Genomic DNA, 17695 nt, shown 5'->3' with positions numbered 1-17695 from the left:
ATTGAAGGGTGAATGCACCCCGCGCCTGGCTTATCTGGACGATCGGCGTGTTCGCCTATCTGGTGGCGGTGGCCCAACGAACGTCCTTTGGTGTTGCTGGATTGGAAGCTACTGAGCGGTTTAACGCCAGTGCTGCTGCCATCTCCTTCTTCACCGTGCTTCAACTCCTGGTCTACGCAGGGCTGCAGATTCCGGTGGGTGTCCTGGTGGACAGGTTCGGCTCACGGGCCATGATCGCCGGTGGAGCAGTCCTGATGGGGCTGGGCCAATTGCAGCTCGCGTTCGCGGACAGTGTGCCCGGAGGCGTGCTGGGCCGGGTCCTGGTGGGTGCCGGGGACGCCATGACCTTCATTTCGGTGATCCGCCTGGTGCCGTTGTGGTTCGCTCCTGCCAAGGTTCCCTTGGTTACCCAGCTCACCGGGATGTCCGGACAGTTGGGTCAGCTCTTCAGCGTGGTTCCGTTTGCCCTGCTCCTTCACACCGCAGGGTGGACCCCCGCATTCCTCACCTTGGCCGCCATGTCCGTGCTGGCTGTCGTGCTGGTTCTAGCGATGCTGCGGGATGCCCCTCCCGGGCATCCGCCCAAAGAGTCCGGCCAAGGCCTCAGGGCCACGGGAGTCTCCCTGTCGCGTGCTTGGAAACAGCCGGGAACCCGCCTGGGTCTGTGGAGCCATTTCACCGTGCAGTTCAGTGGAAACCTGTTCGCCATGACCTGGGGCTACCCGTTCCTGCTCTCGGCCCAGGGCCTGGATGCCGGAACTGTCTCCGCTTTGATGGCGCTCTTTGTGGCAACCGCCATCATTGCGGGTCCGGGATTTGGCCGCTTCGTCTCAAAACACCCCATGCGGCGTTCAGCGATGGTCCTCCTGATCACCTTGGCCACTGCTGTGGCGTGGGCTGCCGTACTCCTTCTTCCTGACCGCGCTCCGCTGTGGATGCTGGTGGTCCTGGTAGTAGTACTGGCGGTCGGAGGTCCGGGGTCCATGATCGGTTTTGACTTTGCGAGGACCTTCAACCCTTCACACCGGATCGGCACGGCAACCGGAATTGTGAATGTTGGTGGCTTCATTGCGGCACTCGTTGCCATCTACCTCATTGGCGTGGTTTTGGACGTCCTGAATGCCAGTGGTTTCTCGGGCGGAGATTTGTACGGCCTGGCACCATTCCGCATCGCACTCAGCGTGCAGTTCCTGCTGCTGGGCCTGGGAACGGTCCTTATCCTGGTGACGCGGCGTAAAGTCCGGCGCCAAATGGCCGCCCAGGGGATCCATGTACAGCCATTGGTGGCGACCCTGGCCAAGCAGCGCCGCGAGCGTATGGAACGAAGGCGCGCCTCGCGCAACACCGCCGCAGGGGATCATTAGAGCGGCTGCCGGCCCTCGCCTGGGCGGTCTTTTGACGGGCTTTTCCACATAGGCAAGGTGTGCTCTGTTTCGGTTGCCCGGAGGTAGGCAGGCTGGATGCATGACCACCAAGAGAACACTGAGCATCCACCGGCCTGAAGACATTCTTGGCTATATCCCGCACCTGCTGGGCTATTGGCCGGACGACAGCCTGGTTGCCATCACCGTGCAGGGGAAAATCCTGGGCGCCACGCTGCGGGTGGACTTACCGTCCGGCCACTCGCCCCGGGCACTTGCCGGCTTCGCCGAGCAGATACGCCATTACCTGGTCGCGGACGAAGCCGCCAATGGTGTGATGCTTGCTGTTTACACTGATGCCGGGTGGGCCGATGGCACCGTGTTCCAGCAGGCGATGCCGCTGATTGAAGCATTGCAGCTGTCACTCGACGAGGTTGATCTGTCGGTGCGGGACGCTTGGTTGATCGGCACCCAGTACTGGCGCAGCGCCTTCTGTTCGGACCATGGCTGTTGCCCGGATCCAGGACTTCCGGTCGCCCGTATCAAGGACAGCCAGCTGAGTGCTGAGCTCGTGTACCAGGGGAGTGTGGTCGGTCCGTCGCCAAGGAGCGTGACCGAACAACCTTCATTTGCCAGATCAGGACCGCTTGATCCGTCCGTGATGGAAGCGGAGTCCCGATTCGGGGAGCGCATCCTGGGCATGTGGCGCAGTGAGCGATGCCTGGAATCCGTCCTTGCTGTCTGGCATCATGTCCTCGCCACGTTTGAACATGGCGCTGCATTGCAGCCGGCGACTGATGCGCAACTCATCGGATTCCTCCGGACCACGCTGAAGGTTCCGGCTTGGCGGGACGCGGTGGTGGTGATGGCGGCCGCCGGCATGGACTCTGCAAAATCCGGCGCTGCTGCCTTTGGACTTTTCAGCGATGACGACGAGTCATGCGCGCCGCCGTTTGATGTTGGCGAACTCGGCGTTCCGGCATCCGCGGCCGCTCCGCCAACCATTGCGCCGAGTGGTTCACGTGGGCCGGGGGACGTCTTCACTTATGGGGATGTCCTGCTGGGAATGCGGCCGGATACGCCGTGCTGGAGCCTCGTTGATGCGTTGCACCATGTTCTCGCCGGGCTGTGCGTGGAAGACGAACCAGGTGAAGTGGCTGCCGCGGCGTTCACGCTTCAAGGGTGGATCTCGTGGTGCAAGGGCAGTGGCTCAATGGCCCACGCGTGCCTTGTCCGGGCTGAAGCGGCCCGGCCGGGTTATCGACTTGCCGAACTTCTGATGAAAGTCCTGCGCCAGGGCGCCGTTTGTCGTTGGGCGAGCCGGCCCGACTCGGCATGGCGGGGATCCAGGCAGGCGCATGTATAGGGGGCCTGTACCCGCGTGGTGGGAATTCATCAGGCGTGGGATTCGCAAAACCGTGAGACAATGGATGCCGAGACCCGGTTGGGTCCGCGTTTGAATGCCTGCTTTGGCCCGGAAACGGGAACAAAACAGCGTTGTCGGGAGTTCTATCTACAGACTCTGCAGACGGCGATCGCATTTGAAATTGATCGCGGACTTGACAGGGTCATAGTGGTGTTGCCCGTATGGTGATTCCACAGACCGCCGCTAGAAAGGTTTTCTGTGACTCCGTCTTCCGTCGAGAAGGAACCCGCCGCCCAGGCCGAATTGACTGCCGAGGAAAAGAAGGCGGCCACATCGGCAAAGCGCGCGGCGACACGCGCTGCCAACAAGGCTTCAGAGGGCGACTCTGACAAGCCCGCACCCAAGAAGCGTGGCCCCAAGCCCGGCGCGAAGGCCGCCGCTGAGGCCGCGAACAAGTCCGGCTCCGACTCCGAGGAAGCCACTGCCGAGGACGAAGACTTTGATCCCGCAGCAGCGGAGGAAGTCGAAGCCGGCGAAGATGACACCGAGGATGGCGCAGCTGCCGCCAAGGACAAGCCTGCCCCGTCCGGCTCGGGATTCGTCTACTCCGACGCCGACGACGACGACGCCCCGGTCCAGCAGGTCATGTCCGCAGGCGCGACTGCCGACCCCGTCAAGGACTACCTGAAGCAAATCGGCAAGGTCGCCCTGCTGAACGCCGAGCAGGAAGTGGACCTGGCACTTCGCATTGAAGCCGGCCTTTTTGCTGAGGAAAAGATCAACGCCGACAACGGATCCATGGATCCAAAGCTCAAGCGTGAGCTTGAGTTCGTCATCCACGACGGAAAGCGCGCCAAGAACCACCTGCTCGAGGCCAACCTGCGTCTCGTCGTTTCCTTGGCCAAGCGTTACACGGGCCGTGGCATGCTCTTCCTGGACTTGATCCAGGAAGGCAATCTGGGCCTTATCCGTGCCGTGGAGAAGTTCGACTACACCAAGGGCTTCAAATTCTCCACATACGCCACTTGGTGGATCCGCCAGGCCATCACCCGCGCCATGGCTGACCAAGCCCGCACCATCCGTATTCCGGTGCACATGGTGGAAGTCATCAACAAGTTGGCACGAGTACAGCGCCAGATGCTCCAGGACCTCGGTCGCGAACCGACGCCTGAAGAACTGGCACTGGAGCTGGATATGACCCCTGAGAAGGTTGTAGAGGTCCAGAAGTACGGTCGCGAGCCGATCTCCCTCCACACCCCGCTCGGCGAGGATGGTGACTCCGAGTTTGGTGACCTGATCGAGGACTCGGAGGCTGTAGTTCCGGCCGACGCTGTCAGCTTCACCCTTCTCCAGGAGCAGTTGCACTCGGTGCTGGACACCCTGTCCGAGCGCGAAGCCGGTGTTGTGGCCATGCGATTCGGCCTGACCGACGGCCAGCCGAAGACTTTAGACGAAATCGGCAAGGTCTACGGAGTGACGCGTGAGCGCATCCGCCAGATCGAATCGAAGACAATGTCCAAGCTGCGGCACCCGTCCCGTTCGCAGGTCCTCCGGGACTACCTGGACTAAATCTGCCCGCACTGCAAAAGCGGCCCAGTCGGATGACCGACCGGGCCGCTTTTTTGTTGACCGCCACGGGTATGAAGCACCACGCGGCCACAGCCGGAAAGCAGCAAGGCCCCTCCCTGGTGGGAGGGGCCTTGCTTTCTGATCATCGCGATACTTGGTGAAAATGGGAGTCCGCTGTGCGGGCTGCCCTGCCTAGTCGACGGGGACGGGTGCCTTCTCGTTGAGGCGCTCGGTCTCATCGTGCCAGTCGGAAGTCATGGGCCGGAGCGTAGCTTCAACTGCACGTGCGTGGTGGCCGCAGAAAAGAAGCTCACCACCGGAGGACTCGAGTACAACGCGGACATATGCTTGGGCTCCGCAACGATCGCACCGGTCAGCTGCGTTTAGCGTGCGGTCTGCAACTGCTGTTGTCATGTCGGCCTCCTTAGTAGTTCCGTACATCCATATAACCAGCATTCGACGCAGATCCATGGCAAGGATGGGTCACTTTCGCTGTCCGCGTATCACATGTGCGTAACGTAACCAGGCAGCTCGGCCCGGACTGGGAGTGGCAACCAGTGCGACTGGGCCGCCGGGGCTAGCCTAGTATGGGCAGTGTTTGCCTTGAATCACCGGCACATAACCGGCAATCACCAGCACAATAACGGCTGGGAAGTACCCGAGATACACCCTGAGATATACCCCGAAGGAGCACACCGCGAGTGGCACCGAGTTCTGAATACAACGCCCGGCACCTGTCTGTCCTTGAAGGTCTGGAAGCGGTCCGCAAACGCCCGGGCATGTACATCGGTTCCACCGACTCCCGCGGCCTCATGCACTGCCTGTGGGAAATCATCGACAACGCCGTGGATGAAGCGTTGGCGGGCTTCGGTCATGACATCAAGGTGATCCTGCACGCCGACAACTCTGTGGAAATCCACGATGACGGCCGCGGCATCCCGGTGGACGTTGAGCCCAAGACCGGCCTCTCCGGCGTCGAGGTCGTCTTCACCAAGCTGCACGCGGGCGGTAAGTTCGGCGGCGGTTCCTATACGGCATCCGGTGGTCTGCATGGCGTCGGCGCTTCAGTGGTCAATGCCTTGTCGAGCCGACTGGATGTTCAGGTGGACCGCGGCAGTAAGACCTACCAAATGTCATTCCGTCGGGGTGAGCCTGGCCGGTTCGTGGATTCGGGTTCCAAGCCAGGCCCCGAGGCGCCGTTCGAGCCGTTCGTTGAGAAGTCCGTGCTGGACGTAGTGGGCAAGGCGAAGCGGGGCGTGACGGGAACCCGGGTCCGCTACTGGGCGGACCGGCAGATTTTCACCCCTGATGCCAAGTTCTCCTACGACGACCTCGCCGCGAGGGCCCGACAGACCTCATTCCTCGTGCCTGGGCTGAAGATTACGGTCCGCGATGACCGCAACCTCCCCGGAACTCCAGGCGAGAACGGTGCACACGAGGAAGTGTTCCACCATGACGGCGGCATCTCGGAATTCGTTGAGTTCCTGGCTGCAGATGCCGGGGTGACGGACGTTTGGCGACTCCACGGCTCGGGTAAGTTCAAGGAAACCGTCCCGGTGTTGGACGAGAACGGGCATAGCAAGATCGCGGAAGTCGAACGTGATTGTGAGGTGGATATTGCCCTGCGCTGGGGCATCGGCTACGAAACCACCATGCGCAGCTTCGTCAACATCATCGCCACTCCCAAAGGCGGCACCCACCAGTCGGGCTTCGAGGCAGCGCTGCTGAAGACCTTCCGTAAGGCTGTGGAAACGAATGCCCGCAAGCTTAAGGCCGGCAACGACAAAATCGAGAAGGATGACATTCTCGCCGGGCTCACCGCTGTCTTGACTGTCCGGCTTGCGGAGCCGCAGTTCGAGGGCCAGACCAAGGAGATCCTGGGCACCTCGGCGGTACGGGCCATTGTGGCCAAGGTGGTGGAAAAGGAGATCACTGGCCGGTTGACCTCGGCCAACCGCAACGACAAAGCGCAGTCGGCGCTCCTGTTGGAAAAGATGGTCAGCGAGATGAAGTCGCGCATCTCGGCACGGGTTCACAAGGAAACGCAGCGTCGCAAGAATGCGTTGGAAACCTCCTCGATGCCCACCAAGCTGGCCGATTGCCGTACGGACGATGTTGCCCGTTCGGAGCTGTTCATCGTTGAAGGTGACTCCGCCCTGGGTACAGCCAAGCTCGCCAGGTCTTCCGATTTCCAGGCCTTGCTGCCCATCCGCGGAAAAATCCTGAACGTCCAAAAGGCTTCCGTGGGGGACATGCTGTCCAACGCCGAGTGCGCGGCGCTTATCCAGGTAGTGGGGGCCGGCTCGGGCCGCAGCTTCGACATTGAGGCAGCCCGCTACGGCAAGGTTATCCTCATGACCGACGCCGACGTGGACGGCGCCCATATCCGGACCTTGCTGCTGACACTGTTCTTCCGCTACATGCGCCCCATGGTGGAAGCGGGCCGCGTATTTGCAGCCGTGCCGCCCCTGCACCGGGTGGAAGTGATCAACCCCGGCCAGAAGGCCAACGAGATGATCTACACCTACTCTGAGGCGGAGCTCCATGTCCTCCTGGCCAACCTCGCCAAGGAAGGCAAGCGCTACAAAGAGCCCATCCAGCGGTATAAGGGCCTTGGCGAAATGGATGCCCAGCAACTGGCTGAGACCACCATGGACCCGAGGCATAGGACCCTGCGGAAGGTTGGCATCGACAGTGCCCAGCGCGCTGAAGAGGTCTTTGACCTTCTCATGGGCTCAGATGTAGCGCCCCGCAAGGAGTTCATCATTGCCGGCGCCGCCACGCTGGACCGGGAACGCATCGACGCTTAGCCGGCCGTGGGCGGAGCCGTTGTTTCCTTGGTTCCTGGCGCGGCGAATGCCGTCAGCCCCACCAGCAGTGCCAAGGCTCCCAATCCCCAGGGAAGCCCTGCCGCCACGGCGATTCCGCCCACCAACAACGGACCACCGGCATCGCCGAGTTCCCGTCCAAGCTCAGCAGACCCCATGGTTCTGCCCAGCCGTTCGGAGGGGGTTGAGTCTGCCAGGTGCGCGAAGGCCAGCGGGGTGGAAACGCCTATCCCTGCCCCGATCAGGACGGCGGCAAGGTAGATCCAGGCCGCTCCGGGGATGAGCCCGGCCATCAGCGTGCCCCCTGCGATGCAGAGCAAGCCCGCCACCATGCCTGGCTTGTCGGCGAGGAGGCCTTGGTCCCGCAGCCTGCCGATGCGCGGTTGTATCAGCGACGAGGCAAGGGCCAAGACCGTCACAACTGCCACGCTTCCCGCGGTGCCAAGGCTTTCGCGTGCTGCCAAGGCAGGAAGGAAGCCGACGGCTGCGCCGAGGGCTCCGGTGGCCGCAGCAAGGACCATTGTGGGGCCCAGGAATGATCTCTCGGTGCTCTGGCGCCAGACATCGACAATGGTGTACCGGGGACGGGGCAGTGGTGCCAGTCGAGGCACCGCAACCGCAGCCCACAGGGCCACCATGAGGCCCAGGGCGGACAGGATCCCGAACAGGAGCGTAAACCCACCAGCGATGATGGCAACAGCTCCCAGCAGCGGTCCTATGGCGTAGCCGAGCCCCTTCCACGAACCGTATCGTCCGAAGTAACGTCCGGTGTTCTTCCCCGCAAGGCGGGCCACGCTGGCCGATGACGCCGGTGAGAAAGCCGAAGCCGCCATGCCCTGTCCCAGTCGCGCCGCGGCGAGCATGGAAGGCTGGTCGGCCCATAACCCGATCAGTGAGGCCGCGGAGAAGGCCAAGAGCCCACCCACGATGACCGGTTTTGTACCAATGCGGTCACTCAAGGCGCCAAACACCGGCTTGAGGAACACTTCGGCGATGTCGTACAAGGCCAGCAGGAGGCCCAAGGCCAACAAGCTCAATCCAATGTCCGCGCTTTCCGCCCCGAGGCCGGCCGCGACAGCGTGCGCGCCGAAGGCGGTGGTGAATCCCGCCGCGTAGAGAGGCCAGCGCTGGGTCGCTTTGATGGGGAAGGGGGCGGTGTCAGTGGGATTCACGCTTCACAATGTAACAGCTGCTACATTCAACAGTGTGATTGAAGATCGATGGTTAATCATCCTGGTCCAGGTTCCTTCCCAGCCGTCCCGTCACCGTGTGGCTGTCTGGCGGGAACTGCGGCGTATGGGGGCCGTTCCGCTGTCGCCCGGTACCTGGGTGCTCCCTGCCCACCCGGCCTTTGACGAGGGACTCAAGAAGACCGGGGCGCTGGTGGCCAAGGGCGAGGGATCCTGGACCTTGGTAGACGCTTCGCCGCGTGAGGGCGGCGCCGAGACTTTCCGCAGTGCTTTCGAAGCTGCCCGGCTGGAGGAATGGGCGGAGTTCACGGCAGACTGTGGCAAGTTTGAGCAGGAGATAGCCAAGGAGATTTCGCGGCGTAAGTTCACGTTCGCCGAACTCGAAGAAGAGGAGCAAAGCCTGGAGCGCTTGCGGCGGTGGTACCGGGAGTTGAAGTCGCGGGATGTCCTGCATTTGCCGCATGCCGGGCAAGCTGCTGCCCACCTGGCTCGCTGCGCGGAAGCACTGGAAGGCTACGCATCCCTGGTGTACGAGGCCACGCTGCCGGAGTAGCCTCCGCGTTCGCCGGCTGGCCGGTATTTCTCCGCTCAGCCCAAGAGGCCGGGGACGATCAACAGCGCCGTGGGCACAGCCAACAGCAAGGCCGATGCCACCAGGACAAGGATGCGCAGGCCTTTGGTAAGTGGCGGCTGAGGTGAGAGGAGGCGGCTGACGCGTGACGCCGTCGTGCGTGGCGAGTCGGCGCCTCCGGTGGCACTGACGGCATTGCCTTCCACCACAGCCCCGCCGGCGTTGAGTGCCCCGGTTCCGATGGCAGGTTGGGAGGTTCCGCTGGCGACGATCGCGATGGCCTTGATCAGGGTGCCTTTGCTCTCGGTCCGCAAAGCGACGTCATCGGCCAGCATCTCGATCAGGGAGTTAACCGCCGTCTGGGCCAGTCGCGTGGTGGGAAACCACGGCAGGGCCTGGCGCCAGGCGGCGAAGGCCCACAGCAGGAGGTCATGGCGCTGGGACAGGTGTGCGTTCTCATGGATGAGGACGGCCCTGAGCTCAGCCGGCTCCAGGGCTGCCATCAGGCCGTCGGACAGCACCGTGACGGACCGTGCGCCACCGGGGAGGCAGTACGCCACGGGGGAGTCGTGGTTGATGACCACGGTGCCAGGGCCGTCGTCGGACGGTGAGGCAAGCAAGGCCAGCAATTCGCGGTGCCGCCGCCGCTGGCGCTCAATCTTGTAATAGGTCAGCAGCAGGGTGAAAACCAGGTGCGCGGTCAACAGGGCTGCGGCGGACAGTGCGAAGAGGTGCCAAAAGCCCAACGCTGTGGTGGGTTCGTTGTTGAAGACCATCCCGGCCAGGCTCTTGAGCCCGGCTATGAGGTTGTCGCCGATGGGTTCCAGGCCGTAGACCAGCATCGCGCCGATCATGGACAATCCACCGGCGAGGGCGATCGCCTGCCACAGGACCATGGCCGTGAACGGCGAGCGTGCCGGCCACTGGGCGCGGGACAGCAGCACCGGGACGGGCCATGCCAAAATCAATGCCAGGACCGCAAGAAGGTATGAGGTCCAGAACATAGTGGCTAATTGTAGCCGAGCAGTTTGCGCAGGGTAGCGGCTTCGCTTTCGGTGACGGAACCAATGAAGCGCGCCAGGACAGCCTCGCGGTCCGGAGCGGAGCCCAGGACTTCATGCATCAGTTCGGCGGTGTGGTCCGCGCGGCTGGAAACAGCTTGGTAGCGGTGCGGGCGCGTACCGCGTTCACGCTCCACCAGGCCCTTTTTTTCCAAGCGTGACAGCACGGTCAGAACCGTGGTCACGGCCAGATCCTTGCCCTGATGTCCCGCAGTGCCGTCTCCGGCCTCGGAATCCTGCGCCAGGAGATCGCGCAAGGTATTGGCAGTTGCAGCCTCCTGGCCTGCCCAGAGCAGATCCATCACTGCCCGTTCCAGTTCCCCAAGACTTGCCATCTATACGTCCCTACCTTCCGCTTCCCGGTGCAGGATAACTGCTGCCGGGAGCGATGATCCAACATTCCACCATAAATCTACCGCTTTTCAGCTCTTCATTCTACGTGAGGTAGAACTCTCGGCGCGCCGCGGCCCGCGGAGAGCCCTTGCGCGTGGGTTACGCCACTTGAAGAATGGGTTTCGTCGCCCGCCATTTGTTCTACACTGTGTAGAAGAGAAGTTTTCTACGCAACGTAGAAGTAACGTCATCGTACTTCGGTCCGCCGTACAAAGGACAGCCATGGACGCCTTGGAAATCGCACGCTGGCAATTCGGTATCACTACCGTCTACCACTTCATGATGGTGCCCCTCACTATCGGCCTGGGCCTGGTGGTGGCCATCATGCAGACCATCTGGTACCGCACGGGCAAGCCCGAATACCTGCGGATGACCAAGTTCTGGGGAAAGCTCTTCCTCATCAACTTCATCATGGGCGTGGCCACGGGCATCGTGCAGGAATTCCAGTTCGGTATGGCGTGGAGCGAGTACAGCCGGTTCGTCGGTGACGTGTTCGGCGCGCCGCTGGCTCTGGAGGCCCTGCTGGCCTTCTTTGTTGAATCAACGTTCCTGGGGCTGTGGATCTTCGGCTGGAAGCAACTCAAGCGCGGCGTGCACCTTGCCTGTTTGTGGATCGCCGTGATTGGTTCGGTTTTCTCCGCCTATTTCATCATCGTGGCGAACTCCTGGATGCAGCACCCCGTAGGGGTGGAGATGGTGGACGGGCGGCCAGTGATGACCGACGCCTGGGCAGTCTTCACCAACAACACCGCCCTGGTGGCTGTACCGCACACGCTGTTCGGTGCGCTGGCAGTTGCCGGCGCCTTCCTCCTGGGCATCGCCTGGTACCACCTGTGGCGTCGCCGGCATGACGGCATTGACGTCGTGGGCAAGGACGGCAAGCTGGTTCCTGGGGAAGCTGCGATTCCGGGCCGGGACAAGTCCGACTACACCGTGTGGATGAAGAGCCTCCGGATCGGTGCCATTGTTGCCATGATTTCCTTTGCCGGCACCGCCATCACGGGCGACCTGCAGGGCAAGCTGATGTTTGAACAGCAGCCCATGAAGATGGCTGCCGCTGAAGCGGCCTGCCACGACGGCACGGGCTTTTCGGTCCTGAGTGTTGGCAACCTTGGCGCCACCAACTGCGATGACATTGTCGCCGTGATCGAGGTACCCGGCATCCTCTCCTTCCTGGCCAAGGGCGACTTCACAACAGAAGTGAAGGGCGTCAACAGCCTGCTGGGGGAGTACAAGGAAAAGTACGGAACCCACCTCCCGGAYAACCCGCTGTACGGCGACCGCGCGGGACAGGAAATCCAGTACGTGCCCGTGATGGAAGTGACCTATTGGGGCTTCCGCATGATGATCGGCTTCGGAGGGATCGCCGCTTTTGCCGCCCTGCTGGCTCTTTGGGTGACCCGCAAGGGCGTAGTACCGCAATCGAAGTGGCTCATGCGCCTCGCCGTCTTTGGCATCCTCGCACCCTTTGGCGCCAACGCAGCGGGCTGGATCTTCACTGAAATGGGCCGGCAACCGTTCGTGGTGGCGCCCAACCCGGATATGAACGGCATCGACCAAGTGTTCATGTTCACTGCTGCCGCCGTGTCACCGGGGGTCAGTGCCGGTGAGCTCCTGACCTCGCTGGTGGTCCTCACCGCCATCTACGCGGTATTGCTGGTGGTCGAAGTGAAGCTCCTGGTCAAGTACATCCGTGGCGGCGTGGCCTCCGCGATGCCGGAGCTGGCCCACCATGCCAAGGACGTGGACGACGACGACAAGAACGACGCCGGTCCGGACAAGTCCGGCGACGACGTCCTGGCATTCGCCTACTAGAACAGGGGAGACTGACAATGGAACTGTTGCCAACCATCTGGTTTGTGGCCATCGCGGTGCTCTGGACGGGCTACCTCTTCCTGGAGGGCTTTGACCTTGGCGTCGGCATGCTCATGAAGCTGTTTGCCCGCAACAACACGGACCGCCGTGTGCTGCTTAACACCATAGGCCCAGTGTGGGACGGCAACGAGGTATGGCTGCTCACTGCGGCCGGTGCCACGTTCGCGGCCTTCCCGCTCTGGTACGCCTCGCTGTTCTCAGCTCTCTACCTCCCGCTCCTGGCAGTCCTGGCCGCGCTGATCTTCCGGGCTGTCGCGTTCGAATACCGCGGCAAAGTGGACTCAGAACGCTGGCGGAACCGCTGGGACTGGGCGATCGCCGTCGGATCCTTCGTCGCAGCCTTCGGCATTGGTGCCGCACTGGCGCTGACCACCACTGGCCTTCCACTTAACGCCAACGGAGACCGCAGCGGCGGCCCGATGTCCTGGTTCAGCGGCTATGCGCTGCTGGGCGGTTTCGGTGTGGTGGCGTTCGCCCTGGTCCACGCCCTTGCCTTCCTGGCCCTCAAGACCGACGGCGATGTCCGGCACCGTGCCCGCCGCTGGTTTGTGCGGTTGGTGCCGTTCGCGGTGCTGCCGATGTTCGGCTGGATGCTGTCAGTACAATTCCTCAGCGGCAAGCCGTGGACCTGGGCGCTGGTGGCGGCCGGAGTCGTGGCTGTCGTCTTGGCGTGGACGTTGGCCCGGGCAGGGGCAGAAGGACGGGCCTTCGGTGCCCTGGGTGCGTTCATTGTGTGCGCCACCGCTTCGATCTTCGGGGCAGCCTTCCCCGTGGTGATTCCTTCCACCCTTGATCCAGCGTTCAACCTGACCATCTCCAATGCATCATCCTCGGACTACACGCTGGGCCTGATGAGCATTGTGGCAGCCGTAGGACTGCCTTTGGTGATCGCTTACCAGTCCTGGACCTACTGGGTGTTCCGCAGGCGTGTCAGCGCGGCGCACATCCCTGAAGCGCACGGTTTCCTTCCGGCGATTGCTGCCAAGGTCCTGATCTCCAAGGACAGCCAGCCAGCCGCGGGTACCAAGGGAGACTAGCCGCCTTATGAAACCCGTGTTCCCCTCCGGCCCCGCCACCCGATCCGCGCTCTACGCCATAGGGCTCCTGTCCGCCCTCAAAGCGCTGTCCCTGGTGCTCATGGCCCAGGCCGTGGCGGGAATGCTGGCAGGACTCGCCTCCGGAACGGGGGACTGGAGCAGCGGACTTGTCTGGGGTGCTGTGGGAGCCGTCCTCAGGTCCGTCACGGTCTGGGGCCAGGGCATCGCCTCCAGACGGGCGGCCCTGGGTGTCAAGGAGGAGTTGAGGGCGCAGTTGCTGCGCCGCTCACTCGCCGGTGGTGCTTCATCGCCGGCAGAAGGAATGAACGACGGCGGCCTGGCGATCCTGGCGACGCGTGGCCTGGATGCGCTGGACGACTACTACACCCAGTACCTGCCAGCCTTGGTCAATTGCGCCACAGTACCGCTGTTGATCGGGGCCAGGATTCTCTTTGCCGACTGGATCAGTGCGGTAGTGATCGTCCTGACCGTTCCGCTGGTGCCATTGTTCATGGTCCTGATTGGCCGGCACACGGAGGACAACGTCAGGGACGCCCAGAGAACCCTCCGGAGACTCTCCGGCCACATCCTGGAACTGGCCAAAGGGCTACCGGTGCTGGTGGGCCTGGGCCGCGCCACCGAACAGCGCGCAGCCCTGGAAGACATTTCGGAGCAGTACCGGAGCCGGACCATGGGAACCCTCCGTACAGCGTTCATGTCAGCGTTGGCGCTCGAACTCATTGCCACGATCTCCGTTGCCGTTGTTGCCGTGTTCATCGGCGTCAGGTTGGTGGGCGGCGACATGGCCCTTGAAGCCGGACTTTTGGCGCTCATCCTCGCCCCGGACTGCTACCTGCCCCTGCGGGAGCTGGGTACTGCACACCACGCCAGCGACGACGGCCGGGCCGCCTTGGAAACCACCAATGCGGTGCTGGATGCCCCCGCGCACCAGCCCCTGCCGGACAAAGCACCCTCCAACAGCACGCCGTCCGGCGTTGTGGTTGACGCGTTGTCGGTGACCTACCGCGGGAGGTCCACAGCCGCCGTCGGGCCGCTCAGCTTCACCGCCCCGCAGGGCAGCATTACAGCCCTCGACGGCGACAGCGGCGCCGGGAAAAGCACCGTCCTGGGGGTCCTCGCAGGTCTGATCGGCCCAGGACCGGGAGCCGCCGTGACGGGAACCGTCACAGGGGCCGGGAAGGGGGCCGTGGCGTGGGTGCCGCAGCACCCCGTCATGGCAGCAGATACCGTCCACGAAGAACTGTCCCTGTACCTTGACGGGTACGACGGCGATGCCGGCCAAGCCGTCACACATGTCCTGTCGAAAGCAAAGGCAGCACACCTGGCAGCGAAGAACCCCGCCGAACTCAGCCCCGGCGAACTGCGCCGTGTTGCGCTCGCCCGCGGACTGGCCCGGGTGGAGACAGGCGCCACGGTGCTGCTCCTGGATGAGCCCACCGCGCACTTGGATCCCTACTCAGCCAGCGTGGTCCGCAACGCCATCGAGTCACTGCGAGGCAACCTCACGGTCATCCTGGTGGCCCACGACGCCGCCACCCGCGCGCTCGCGGACCACGTGGTACCCGTGGGAAACAAACGCTTCGAGGGCACTCCCATGGTTCGGTCCTTGCGCACTGGTGACAGCCTGGATGCTGCCTCCGGCGAACGCAGCCAAACATCCAGGATCGAGGACTTCACCCAGCCCGCCCCACAGGCCGGCAGCCTGAAGCGCCTCATGGGAATACTGAAGCCGGTGCAGTGGAAGTTCGCCGCTGCCGGCACCGTGGCAGTCCTGGCGGCCTTGTTCGCGGTGGCACTGTCCGGTTTGTCCGGGTGGCTCATCATCAGGGCCAGCGAACAACCCCCCATCCTCTACTTGCTCGGCGCGATTGTGGGCGTCAGGTTCTTCGGTATCGGCAGGGCAGTCCTGCGCTACTGCGAGCGGCTCCTGACCCACGACGCCGTGTTTGCCGCCATGACCCGCCTCCGCGGAGCACTGTGGGCGACACTGAGCCGCAAGGCACTGTCACTGAGGCGCCTTCTCCAGGGCGGCAACGTGCTTGGCGCAATTGTGGATGACGTCGACACCCTCCGGGACCTCCTGCCACGGGTGGCACTTCCGCCCGTCACCGCAGTGGGGGTCGGTGCAGCGGCGGTCATCGCCACGGCCATCGTCCTGCCCGCTGCCCTGCCTGCCGTGGTGCTGGCGTCCCTGGTGGGACTTGCCGTCGCCCCGCTCCTTGCCGTCCTGGCTGACCGGAACGCTGCCAAGGCCGAACAGCACCTGCGCTCTGTGGTACTTCACGGCGTTGCCGCAGCCTTGGACGCCCGGGCAGAACTAACCGCCAACTCCGTAGCCGAGCCGGTCCTGAAGGATCTGCGGACCAAAGACCGCGACGCCACTCTCTCCGCCCAGCGCTCGGCATGGGCTGAAGGCCTCGGACAAGCCGTGATCGTCCTCGCCTGCTCGCTGGCAGCCTTGTGGGCAGGTGTCCTCAGCGCTCCTTCTGTTGCCAACGGTGTGGTTCCCCCCGAACTCGTAGCTGTGATTGTCCTGATGCAGCTGGCCTTGGTGGACGCTTTCAGTGGCATCGTGTCCGCGGTCCGCCAGGCTCCGGCGCTCGCGGCCGTGCTGGGCAGGGTCGCTGAAACCGGGGCGTTGGAGGCTCCCGCCGCCGACCCTTCCGAGGTAACGCGCACAGAGCTCGACGGCGGCCCGCGGCCGCTTCCGGACCGCGACGGTAAAGCGGGGCTTGAATTGAAGGGCGCGACGGCTGCCTGGCCCGGGGGTCCCGCTGCCTTCGCCGGGATCACCGCAGAAGCCGGACCCGGCCGTTGGCTCGCCGTGACAGGACCCTCGGGTGCGGGAAAGACCACGCTGCTGTCCGTGCTGTTGGGCTTCCTGCCCCTCACCCAGGGGACGGCGAAACTGACGGGCACTGCGGCTTGGTGTCCCCAGGAAGCGTACCTGTTCGATTCCACCATCCGCGGCAACCTCCTGCTCAGCCGTCCGGCCGCGGGGAAGCCCAGCGAGGCCGAGATGCACAAGGCACTGGCCGACGTCGGACTTGATGTGGTGGTGGAGGCTTTGCCGGACGGGCTTGATGCCAGGATCGGGCCCGGCGGTTCGTTCCTCAGCGGAGGCGAACGGCAGCGGCTGGCAATGGCCAGGACTCTATTGACCGGAGCCTCGGTATTGCTGCTCGATGAACCCACCGCCCATCTGGATGCCGGTTCTGCACAGGAAATGATGGCCATTCTCCGCGGGGGCCTCAAGGACGTCACGGTTGTCCTGGTCACGCACAACCCTGACGACATTGATCCGGCAGATGCACGGCTGGAGCTGCCCGCGGGCCAGGCTGCGGCGACACCACATATGGGCGCGGCGGAACTGGTGGGAAAGCGTACCCCTCAGTAGCCTGTTGGCATGCCTTTCAACGCCGCAAGCCCTGCCGTGCCCGACGCCGACGCAACAGGCCTGCAGTGGCGGCCCGCCACCGTGGAGGACCTCGACAACTGGGCGGCCCTGATTGCCCGGACGGCCGCCGTCGAACATCCCGTCTGGTACGAAAAGCGCGGGGACCTGGCCCACATCCTGGAGTCCCGCAAGAACCCGCCGCAGACGAGCACCCTGCTGGGTTTCGACACCGACGGCGCAGCACGCGCCTACGGACGCATTTCCAAGAACCCGGAGGGCGACAAAGCCAACGGAACGGCGTGCGTTGATCCCGAATGGCAGCAACGCGGGATCGGCTCCGCAGTCCTGGTGTGGCAGGAAGAGCAGGTGCGCAGGCGGTTCGACGCCGATCAAGCTGCCGGGCACACGGACGCGCCGCCGCGGCTCCGCATCCAGACAGAAGAACAGCACGAGCATCAGGCGACGCTCCTGATGGGGCATGGTTATGCTGCCGTCCGCTGGTTCAATGAGATGCACCGGTCCCTTTCCCACGAATTGCCCCAAGTGCCCCTGGGTGCCGGCCTGGAACTCAGGACCCTGGATCCGACGCTCTTTGAACCCGTACGCCAAGCGCACAACGATGCTTTCAGGGACCACTGGGGGAGTGAACCCAGGGACGAAGAGTCCTGGCGCTTCACCATCGAGGAACCTACTGCGCGGCATGATCTCAGCGCCGTGGTCCTTGACTCAGGGACGGGGGAGGTGGCCGGATACCAGCTGACCAGCTTCGATCCCGATTCCGCAACCGACCGCGGCTTCACGGAGGGCTACACGGAGCTCCTGGGCGTAAGGCGCGCCTACAGGGGCCGTGGCATAGCCCAAGTACTGCTGGCGGATGCCATGCGCCGGTACACCGACGCCGGGATGGAGGTAGCGTCACTGGACGTGGACTCAGCCAACCCCACCGGGGCGCTGGAACTTTACCTTCGGATGGGCTATGCGCCCGTTAACCGCAGCATGACGTGGGAGAAGATGCTCTAGCCCGTC

At 63.7% G+C, this 17695-nt stretch carries 13 protein-coding genes; 9 read left to right on the top strand and 4 right to left on the bottom strand.

Features of this window, described 5'->3' with window-relative positions:
- Positions 1 to 8 precede the first annotated feature (8 nt).
- The 3 genes from AB4Y77_RS12230 to AB4Y77_RS12220 all read left to right on the top strand — a co-directional run bounded on the left by AB4Y77_RS12230 (position 9) and on the right by AB4Y77_RS12220 (position 4296).
- Positions 9 to 1364 (top strand): MFS transporter, encoded by a 1356-nt coding sequence (locus AB4Y77_RS12230; protein ID WP_442014133.1) that lies wholly within the window; start codon positions 9 to 11, stop codon positions 1362 to 1364.
- Between the two features lie 100 nt (positions 1365 to 1464).
- A complete protein-coding gene (locus AB4Y77_RS12225; protein WP_442014132.1) occupies positions 1465 to 2727 on the top strand; it encodes a DUF4192 domain-containing protein in 1263 nt (420 codons plus the stop codon).
- 258 nt (positions 2728 to 2985) lie between these two features.
- Positions 2986 to 4296 (top strand): RNA polymerase sigma factor, encoded by a 1311-nt coding sequence (locus AB4Y77_RS12220; protein WP_311214769.1) that lies wholly within the window; start codon positions 2986 to 2988, stop codon positions 4294 to 4296.
- Between the two features lie 192 nt (positions 4297 to 4488).
- Here the strand turns inward: AB4Y77_RS12220 and AB4Y77_RS12215 are convergent, their stop codons facing one another.
- Positions 4489 to 4710 (bottom strand): DUF7455 domain-containing protein, encoded by a 222-nt coding sequence (locus AB4Y77_RS12215; RefSeq protein ID WP_018778705.1) that lies wholly within the window; start codon positions 4708 to 4710, stop codon positions 4489 to 4491.
- Positions 4711 to 4997: 287 nt separating this feature from the next.
- Here AB4Y77_RS12215 and AB4Y77_RS12210 point away from each other — a divergent pair, with 287 nt between their 5' ends.
- Positions 4998 to 7106: a DNA gyrase/topoisomerase IV subunit B gene (locus AB4Y77_RS12210; protein WP_442014131.1), complete on the top strand. Its 2109-nt coding sequence runs from the start codon at positions 4998 to 5000 to the stop codon at positions 7104 to 7106.
- Here the strand turns inward: AB4Y77_RS12210 and AB4Y77_RS12205 are convergent.
- The gene (locus AB4Y77_RS12205; protein ID WP_442014130.1) at positions 7103 to 8296 is read right to left on the bottom strand and encodes an MFS transporter; all 1194 of its coding nucleotides are present in this window, start codon (positions 8294 to 8296) and stop codon (positions 7103 to 7105) included. The genes AB4Y77_RS12210 and AB4Y77_RS12205 overlap by 4 nt on opposite strands.
- Before the next feature lie 34 nt (positions 8297 to 8330).
- Here AB4Y77_RS12205 and AB4Y77_RS12200 point away from each other — a divergent pair, with 34 nt between their 5' ends.
- Positions 8331 to 8867 (top strand): Chromate resistance protein ChrB, encoded by a 537-nt coding sequence (locus AB4Y77_RS12200; protein WP_442014129.1) that lies wholly within the window; start codon positions 8331 to 8333, stop codon positions 8865 to 8867.
- Positions 8868 to 8902: 35 nt separating this feature from the next.
- On the opposite strand, the gene AB4Y77_RS12195 is transcribed toward AB4Y77_RS12200, so the two are convergent.
- Positions 8903 to 9889, bottom strand: coding sequence for a M56 family metallopeptidase (locus AB4Y77_RS12195; protein WP_442014128.1), 987 nt, complete (start codon positions 9887 to 9889; stop codon positions 8903 to 8905).
- Between the two features lie 5 nt (positions 9890 to 9894).
- Positions 9895 to 10281 (bottom strand): BlaI/MecI/CopY family transcriptional regulator, encoded by a 387-nt coding sequence (locus tag AB4Y77_RS12190; protein WP_011774471.1) that lies wholly within the window; start codon positions 10279 to 10281, stop codon positions 9895 to 9897.
- Between the two features lie 280 nt (positions 10282 to 10561).
- On the opposite strand from AB4Y77_RS12190, the gene AB4Y77_RS12185 reads away from it, so the two are divergent.
- Genes AB4Y77_RS12185 through AB4Y77_RS12170 form a run of 4 tightly spaced genes read left to right on the top strand, consistent with a single transcriptional unit; the run spans position 10562 to position 17689 of the window.
- On the top strand, positions 10562 to 12154 hold the full coding sequence (locus AB4Y77_RS12185) for a cytochrome ubiquinol oxidase subunit I (RefSeq protein WP_442014127.1): 1593 nt from the start codon (positions 10562 to 10564) through the stop codon (positions 12152 to 12154).
- A gap of 17 nt (positions 12155 to 12171) precedes the next feature.
- The gene (gene cydB, locus AB4Y77_RS12180) at positions 12172 to 13251 is read left to right on the top strand and encodes a cytochrome d ubiquinol oxidase subunit II (RefSeq protein WP_442014126.1); all 1080 of its coding nucleotides are present in this window, start codon (positions 12172 to 12174) and stop codon (positions 13249 to 13251) included.
- Positions 13252 to 13258: 7 nt separating this feature from the next.
- Positions 13259 to 16669, top strand: a complete 3411-nt coding sequence (gene cydD, locus AB4Y77_RS12175; RefSeq protein ID WP_442014125.1) for a thiol reductant ABC exporter subunit CydD — start codon at positions 13259 to 13261, stop codon at positions 16667 to 16669.
- Between the two features lie 9 nt (positions 16670 to 16678).
- Positions 16679 to 17689 (top strand): GNAT family N-acetyltransferase, encoded by a 1011-nt coding sequence (locus tag AB4Y77_RS12170; protein ID WP_442014124.1) that lies wholly within the window; start codon positions 16679 to 16681, stop codon positions 17687 to 17689.
- Positions 17690 to 17695 lie beyond the last annotated feature (6 nt).

Source organism: Paenarthrobacter sp. YAF11_1 (assembly GCF_052113445.1).
Taxonomy (GTDB): domain Bacteria; phylum Actinomycetota; class Actinomycetes; order Actinomycetales; family Micrococcaceae; genus Arthrobacter.
Note: the sequence above shows the minus strand (reverse complement) of the source record. Positions and strands in the feature narration are given on the sequence as shown.

Excerpts from the sequence above, each read along its gene's own strand:
- AB4Y77_RS12170 (WP_442014124.1), top strand. The coding sequence starts at position 16,679 with ATGCCTTTCAACGCCGCAAGCCCTGCCGTGCCCGACGCCGACGCAACA.
- AB4Y77_RS12215 (WP_018778705.1), bottom strand. The coding sequence starts at position 4,710 with ATGACAACAGCAGTTGCAGACCGCACGCTAAACGCAGCTGACCGGTGC.
- AB4Y77_RS12190 (WP_011774471.1), bottom strand. The coding sequence starts at position 10,281 with ATGGCAAGTCTTGGGGAACTGGAACGGGCAGTGATGGATCTGCTCTGG.
- cydB (WP_442014126.1), top strand. The coding sequence starts at position 12,172 with ATGGAACTGTTGCCAACCATCTGGTTTGTGGCCATCGCGGTGCTCTGG.
- AB4Y77_RS12225 (WP_442014132.1), top strand. The coding sequence starts at position 1,465 with ATGACCACCAAGAGAACACTGAGCATCCACCGGCCTGAAGACATTCTT.
- AB4Y77_RS12195 (WP_442014128.1), bottom strand. The coding sequence starts at position 9,889 with ATGTTCTGGACCTCATACCTTCTTGCGGTCCTGGCATTGATTTTGGCA.
- cydD (WP_442014125.1), top strand. The coding sequence starts at position 13,259 with ATGAAACCCGTGTTCCCCTCCGGCCCCGCCACCCGATCCGCGCTCTAC.